This window comes from Microcystis sp. M53598_WE2 (genome assembly GCF_030067735.1).
In the GTDB taxonomy this organism is placed as follows: domain Bacteria; phylum Cyanobacteriota; class Cyanobacteriia; order Cyanobacteriales; family Microcystaceae; genus Microcystis; species Microcystis aeruginosa.
In genome coordinates, this window is sequence record NZ_JASJFE010000451.1 from 1 (window position 1) to 5050 (window position 5050).

Consider the following 5050-nt stretch of genomic DNA (forward strand, 5'->3'; position numbering starts at 1 on the left):
AATTAAGTTTGTTTGATCTGCCGGTCATCACCGTCCGGCCCCGGCGGTGAGGATGTCAACAGGACCTTTTGAGGAGAGAAAAGTTATGGCTGAGTCAAAAAGCTGGGATTTTCAGAGATTTTGGCAAACTCTAGACTATTTTGATAGTATTCCCCTGTGGAGTTGTCTGCAAAAGCTGCTCGGTTTCGGGGAAGATAAAAAAAATCAGCTAACAAATGAGCAAGGGATGAAGACCATTTTAGTCATTGGTGGGGAAAATGCGATCGGTAGAAAAGTAATCACCCAACTACAGCAGCAAAACTATCAAATCCGCGCTTTAGTCGATAATATCGAGTCTGCACGTCAATTATTGGCTGAAAATGTCGATTTATTTGCTCTGCAAACCCCGCAATTATTCACAGGGATTGAGAGAATTATCTACTGTCAAGGGGAGAATAACCGCCATAGTTTAGCTAATTTACTCGATTTATTGAAAAATGCTGGGATAACCGCCGAAAAAACCCTCTTTGACTTTAGCAATCCCAGCAGTGATATAAAAGAAATCTGGGGTGCGGTGGATGATGTGGTAATGGGAGGAGTGAGTGAGAGTCAGATAACCCTAACCGGAGGACGAGCGCTCTTTTCCGGTATCGTTAGAACCGAAAATAACGGTGGTTTTGCCTCAGTTCGTACCAGAAACCTGAATCCTCCCCTAAATTTATCTAACTACGAGGGAATAGAATTACAGGTACAAGGGGACGGAAAACGCTATAAATTAATTCTGCGCTGTGAAGGACGTTGGGATGGCATCGGTTACTGTTATTCTTTTGATACACTTGATCGCACCTGGCAAACGATTTCTATTCCTTTTGGCGATTTAATCCCGGTGGTGCGGGCCAAAACGATGAGAGAGGCAGCACCCTTTGATAGCAGTAGCGTCTATGCTTTGCAGTTAATGCAGAGTAAATTCGAGTACGATGGGGCCATAAATCCCCGTTTCTCCCCGGGGTTATTTGCTTTAGAAATTGTCACAATTAAAGCCTACGGGGGCAAAAACCGCTTAATTATCGTTAAAGAAGGAGAAATCGCCGAAAAAAGCCTTTTAGATGCCAGTGGTTATCCCTACGAAGCGATCGATTCTGCCCAGATTTTCGCTAAACTTAATTAATTTAAATAAGCTTGCATCTCAAGTTAAACTACAGAACATCGGGTTAAGATCATGACTATCGGGAGCATAATTAAGGAGGTATGTTCATGAGTGAACAGAATCCCTACGAACAACTTGGGGTTACTGAAGAATCCTCTTTTGAAGAAATTCAAGAGGCCAAACAAAGACTGGTGCAACAGTATCAAAATGATAGCAAAATTGTCGAATTGATCGAGGCGGCCTACGATTCCGTCCTCATGGATCGACTGCGGATGCGACAGGAGGGTAGAATTAAAGTTCCCGATCGCATTCGTTTTCCTGAACGTCTGACGATTCCGGTGGAAAGTAAACCGGTGACTAGCAGCAAATCTCCTAACTGGTGGCGAAGCTTAATCGATACACCTTCTGCACGGGATATCGGTGTACCAGCAGTGATTTACGCTTGTTTAGGAGCAATAACGCTGTTAGTTCCCGATCCCAGTGGCTCCCTTTTACCGCTGCTCTTAGCTTTTGGCGTTTTCGTTAATATCTATTTTTTCAACCGCAAGGAAAAACGTTTTGGCCGCGCCTTACTATTCACTCTCGCTGGTTTAGTGCTAGGAGTCGCTCTGGGAGCGGGATTAGCCAGTTTAGCGGCCAAGGCTGATTTGCATATCTTCGGCGATCGCCAAATTTATGCGCTCGTCACTTTTCTGATCTTTTGGGTGATTAGTAGTTTTTTCCGTTAACCAATCGCTCGTAGGGAGCCTAAGATCACGTCCACTGCTTCCCCAAGGTTATTGACGATATAATCAGGCTCGTAGCTCTCTAAACGGGAACGGCTGCGAATCCCCGATAATACGCCAATAACCTTAATATTTTGGCTTTTAGCGGCGGCAATATCCGCTTCCGTATCCCCCACCATCCAAGTATCGGCAGCCGCCGGCAGTTCTTTAGCGGCCTTAGCCATAAGCAGGGTTTTGTCGCGCACGTCGTTGGTTTTGGTGTAATTGTTATTTAGACAATAACGACGATTAGCGGCGAAAAAACGACCGATATCGTGGCGATTAAAGGCATGATCTAGCTCGGATACCCGCCGCATCGTCATCACGACTAAATCGATCTTTAACTCTTGGATTTTCTGGAGAGTTTCCAAAGAACCAACCACCGGGCGATCGTGGACAAGATAGGGTAAAGTATGGACAGTTTGACGACGAAGATGGGCAAATTTACGCGCTTGATCTTCATCTAATCCTGACATTTCCCCGATACGCTTCTCAGAAACCTGATCCCGTTTTAACTGCCAGAATTCCGCTTTCGATAATTCCCCGATAATTTGACCTTTATAGGCGGTTTTCTGTAAACAGTCTTGATAAACTTGGTAATATCGCTCCGATACGTCCATTATCGGGCCGTCAAAGTCGCTAATTAGTCTCAACATCGTTCTAATACTTCTCGCTTTATTAATTTTTATATACAAGTTACCCTAGAGTCTTGACAATGACAAGAGTTTTGTCGGGAAAAAGATTAGGGACCAGGGAAGTGGGGAGGTGGGGAGGTGGGGAGGTGGGGAGGTGGGGAAGTGGGGAGGTGGGGAAGTGGGGGAATTTCAACTAAAACCCTAAAACCCTAAAACCCCAACCCCTCACTGATTACTGATGCTTCCCCTTCCCTAGTCTGGACGGTTAGCTTAAAATAAATGTAAGGATATGTAAACTTTCGTAACTATCTCGCCAATTGGCTAACCAATGATCCCAACAACTTCTTTATTCGCACCCGTTGACGATGATCTCCGTCTTTTGACCAATAACTTAAAAAACCTCGTCGGCGCTCGTCATCCCATTTTAGCGGCGGCAGCAGAACATTTGTTCGAGGCCGGTGGTAAACGCGTTCGACCGGCGATCGTGTTGTTAGTGTCTCGCGCCACTATGTTAGACCGGGATATCACTCCCCGTCATCGTCGATTAGCGGAAATCACGGAGATGATCCACACTGCCAGTCTCGTCCATGATGATGTGGTAGATGAGGCAGAATTGCGGCGCGGTGTTCCCACCGTTAACAGTTTATTTGACAATCGCGTGGCGGTTTTAGCGGGGGATTTTCTTTTCGCTCAATCCTCTTGGTATCTAGCAAATTTAGATAATTTAGAAGTGGTAAAATTGCTCTCAGAAGTGATTCGCGATTTTGCTGAAGGGGAAATTCAACAGGGAATTAATCGCTTTGATACCAGTATCTCCTTGGCAGCTTATCTAGAAAAAAGTTACTACAAAACTGCTTCTTTAATTGCCAACAGTGCCAAAGCGGCCGGGGTATTAAGCGAGCAATCGGCTGAAGTTAATCATCATTTATATAATTATGGTCGCGATTTAGGATTAGCTTTTCAAATCGTCGATGATATTCTCGATTTTACCTCCCCTACGGAAGTATTAGGAAAACCCTCTGGCTCCGATTTGATCAGTGGTAATATCACTGCTCCCGCTCTCTTTGCCATGGAGGAAAATCCCTATATAGAAGTGTTAATCGAGCGGGAATTCAGTCAGGAAGGAGACATCGAAAAAGCTCTTGATTTTATTCACTCTAGCCAAGGTATTCCTCGCTCAAAAGAATTAGCCGATCAATACGGTCAAAGTGCCTTAAAACACCTTGAATGTTTAGCTTCTTCTCCCTCAAAAGATGTGTTAATCGAGCTAGTAGATTACGTTTTGAGCCGAATTTATTAGGGAATAATAGTTCTCGCCGTCGCAATAGTCCAAGCATCGACTAATAATAAAAATAGGGTGAGAATAAAAAGAATTCCATACATCCAAGGCTGAGAAAGGGGGCGAATATCAGTCATATCCAAGTTAGTTTTTTCTGCGATTATTTTGACCATGCGATTAAATCCCGCTACTCGCATCGGCAATAAATAGGCTTTTTCTGAGGAGCGATCAAGGAAATAATAAACTAAACCACCCTGTCCTGTACTGCGACATTTAAGTTCTTTTATATCTGTCCAATTTAACCACCAACCAGAGCGAAGAAAAGCAGGAAACCATTGGGGATAGGTAACTTGTATCCCTGTTTCTGATAAAATGACTCTTTCACTTAAAGCTCCGTATAAAGCGATTAATCCTAAGCTAATTCCTACCCAGAGAAAATTGGGATTAACAGGGGAATTAGTGACTTTTGCTAAAAAGGGTAAAGGGATGGTTAACGCCACATATAAACTTAATAAAGTTACCCGAATTATTGGTGATATCCGAAAAGTTATTGTCTCGTTCATTTGATAACCTTAATCAGTAAACAGTAAACAGTGAAAAGAAGGCTCCGAACTTGCCACTTAATACTTTAACACTTTAATACTTAATACTGCTCACTGATAACTCAAAACTGATAACTGATAACTGATAACTGATAACTGATCACTGATAACTGATCACTGAGTCTCCTTGTCCCCAAAAACCATCGTATTTAGTAACTTCGATATCACCAAAAACTTTGACTTGACAAGCAAGACGACGGTTATTATCGGGGTTATGGGGAGGCAAAGAAAGGCGCGCTTTTTCCTGCCAATTGATAGCAGAAACTTCGCCAACAATTGCCACCGCACAGGTTCCACAGCTGCCGATGCCGCGACAATTGATTAACTTGGAACCGCCATTATACAAAGAAATGTCATGTTTTAATAATACGCGACGGAGATTTGCACCTCGATCGCAGGTGATTGTTTGACCGTAAACTGTTATTCTAGGCATTAGGGGCGTGATTTTAACTTGCTACAGTTATTAATTAATATTAACACTTATTGACTATTTCTATGAACAATGGTAAGCGCATTTGGGTCTATGACACTACTCTCCGGGATGGGGCCCAGCGAGAAGGTATTTCCCTCTCCCTAGAAGATAAAATTAAAATCGCCAGGGAATTAGATAGAATGGGTATTCCTTTTATCGAAGGCGGTTGGCC

At 43.4% G+C, this 5050-nt stretch carries 7 protein-coding genes; 4 read left to right on the forward strand and 3 right to left on the reverse strand.

Features of this window, described 5'->3' with window-relative positions:
* Nucleotides 1-85: 85 nt before the first annotated feature.
* Together PX636_RS09420 and PX636_RS09425 are read left to right on the forward strand one after the other, a co-directional pair.
* Nucleotides 86-1147, forward strand: coding sequence for a CIA30 family protein (locus tag PX636_RS09420; RefSeq protein WP_288116895.1), 1062 nt, complete (start codon nucleotides 86-88; stop codon nucleotides 1145-1147).
* 86 nt (nucleotides 1148-1233) lie between these two features.
* The gene (locus tag PX636_RS09425) at nucleotides 1234-1854 is read left to right on the forward strand and encodes a CPP1-like family protein (RefSeq protein ID WP_288116897.1); all 621 of its coding nucleotides are present in this window, start codon (nucleotides 1234-1236) and stop codon (nucleotides 1852-1854) included.
* Here the strand turns inward: PX636_RS09425 and PX636_RS09430 are convergent.
* On the reverse strand, nucleotides 1851-2546 hold the full coding sequence (locus tag PX636_RS09430) for an HAD family hydrolase (RefSeq protein WP_002801790.1): 696 nt from the start codon (nucleotides 2544-2546) through the stop codon (nucleotides 1851-1853). The two genes, PX636_RS09425 and PX636_RS09430, sit on opposite strands and share 4 nt — an antisense overlap.
* A gap of 307 nt (nucleotides 2547-2853) precedes the next feature.
* Between PX636_RS09430 and sds the strand changes: the two genes are divergently transcribed.
* Nucleotides 2854-3825, forward strand: a complete 972-nt coding sequence (sds, locus tag PX636_RS09435) for a solanesyl diphosphate synthase (protein WP_002797415.1) — start codon at nucleotides 2854-2856, stop codon at nucleotides 3823-3825.
* Here sds and PX636_RS09440 read toward each other — a convergent pair.
* A complete protein-coding gene (locus PX636_RS09440) occupies nucleotides 3822-4367 on the reverse strand; it encodes a hypothetical protein (RefSeq protein WP_125731290.1) in 546 nt (181 codons plus the stop codon). The two genes, sds and PX636_RS09440, sit on opposite strands and share 4 nt — an antisense overlap.
* A gap of 139 nt (nucleotides 4368-4506) precedes the next feature.
* Nucleotides 4507-4839 carry a 2Fe-2S iron-sulfur cluster-binding protein gene (locus tag PX636_RS09445; RefSeq protein WP_002797420.1) on the reverse strand — a complete coding sequence of 111 codons (333 nt, stop codon included), beginning with the start codon at nucleotides 4837-4839 and terminating at the stop codon, nucleotides 4507-4509.
* 62 nt (nucleotides 4840-4901) lie between these two features.
* Here PX636_RS09445 and PX636_RS09450 point away from each other — a divergent pair.
* Nucleotides 4902-5050 (forward strand): hydroxymethylglutaryl-CoA lyase-like TIM-barrel protein (locus PX636_RS09450; protein ID WP_288116900.1); only part of this gene is annotated, 149 nt, incomplete at its 3' end.

Coding starts and splice junctions, on each gene's coding strand:
- PX636_RS09420 (WP_288116895.1), top strand. CDS start 86: ATGGCTGAGTCAAAAAGCTGGGATTTTCAGAGATTTTGGCAAACTCTA.
- PX636_RS09425 (WP_288116897.1), top strand. CDS start 1,234: ATGAGTGAACAGAATCCCTACGAACAACTTGGGGTTACTGAAGAATCC.
- PX636_RS09430 (WP_002801790.1), bottom strand. CDS start 2,546: ATGTTGAGACTAATTAGCGACTTTGACGGCCCGATAATGGACGTATCG.
- sds (WP_002797415.1), top strand. CDS start 2,854: ATGATCCCAACAACTTCTTTATTCGCACCCGTTGACGATGATCTCCGT.
- PX636_RS09440 (WP_125731290.1), bottom strand. CDS start 4,367: ATGAACGAGACAATAACTTTTCGGATATCACCAATAATTCGGGTAACT.
- PX636_RS09445 (WP_002797420.1), bottom strand. CDS start 4,839: ATGCCTAGAATAACAGTTTACGGTCAAACAATCACCTGCGATCGAGGT.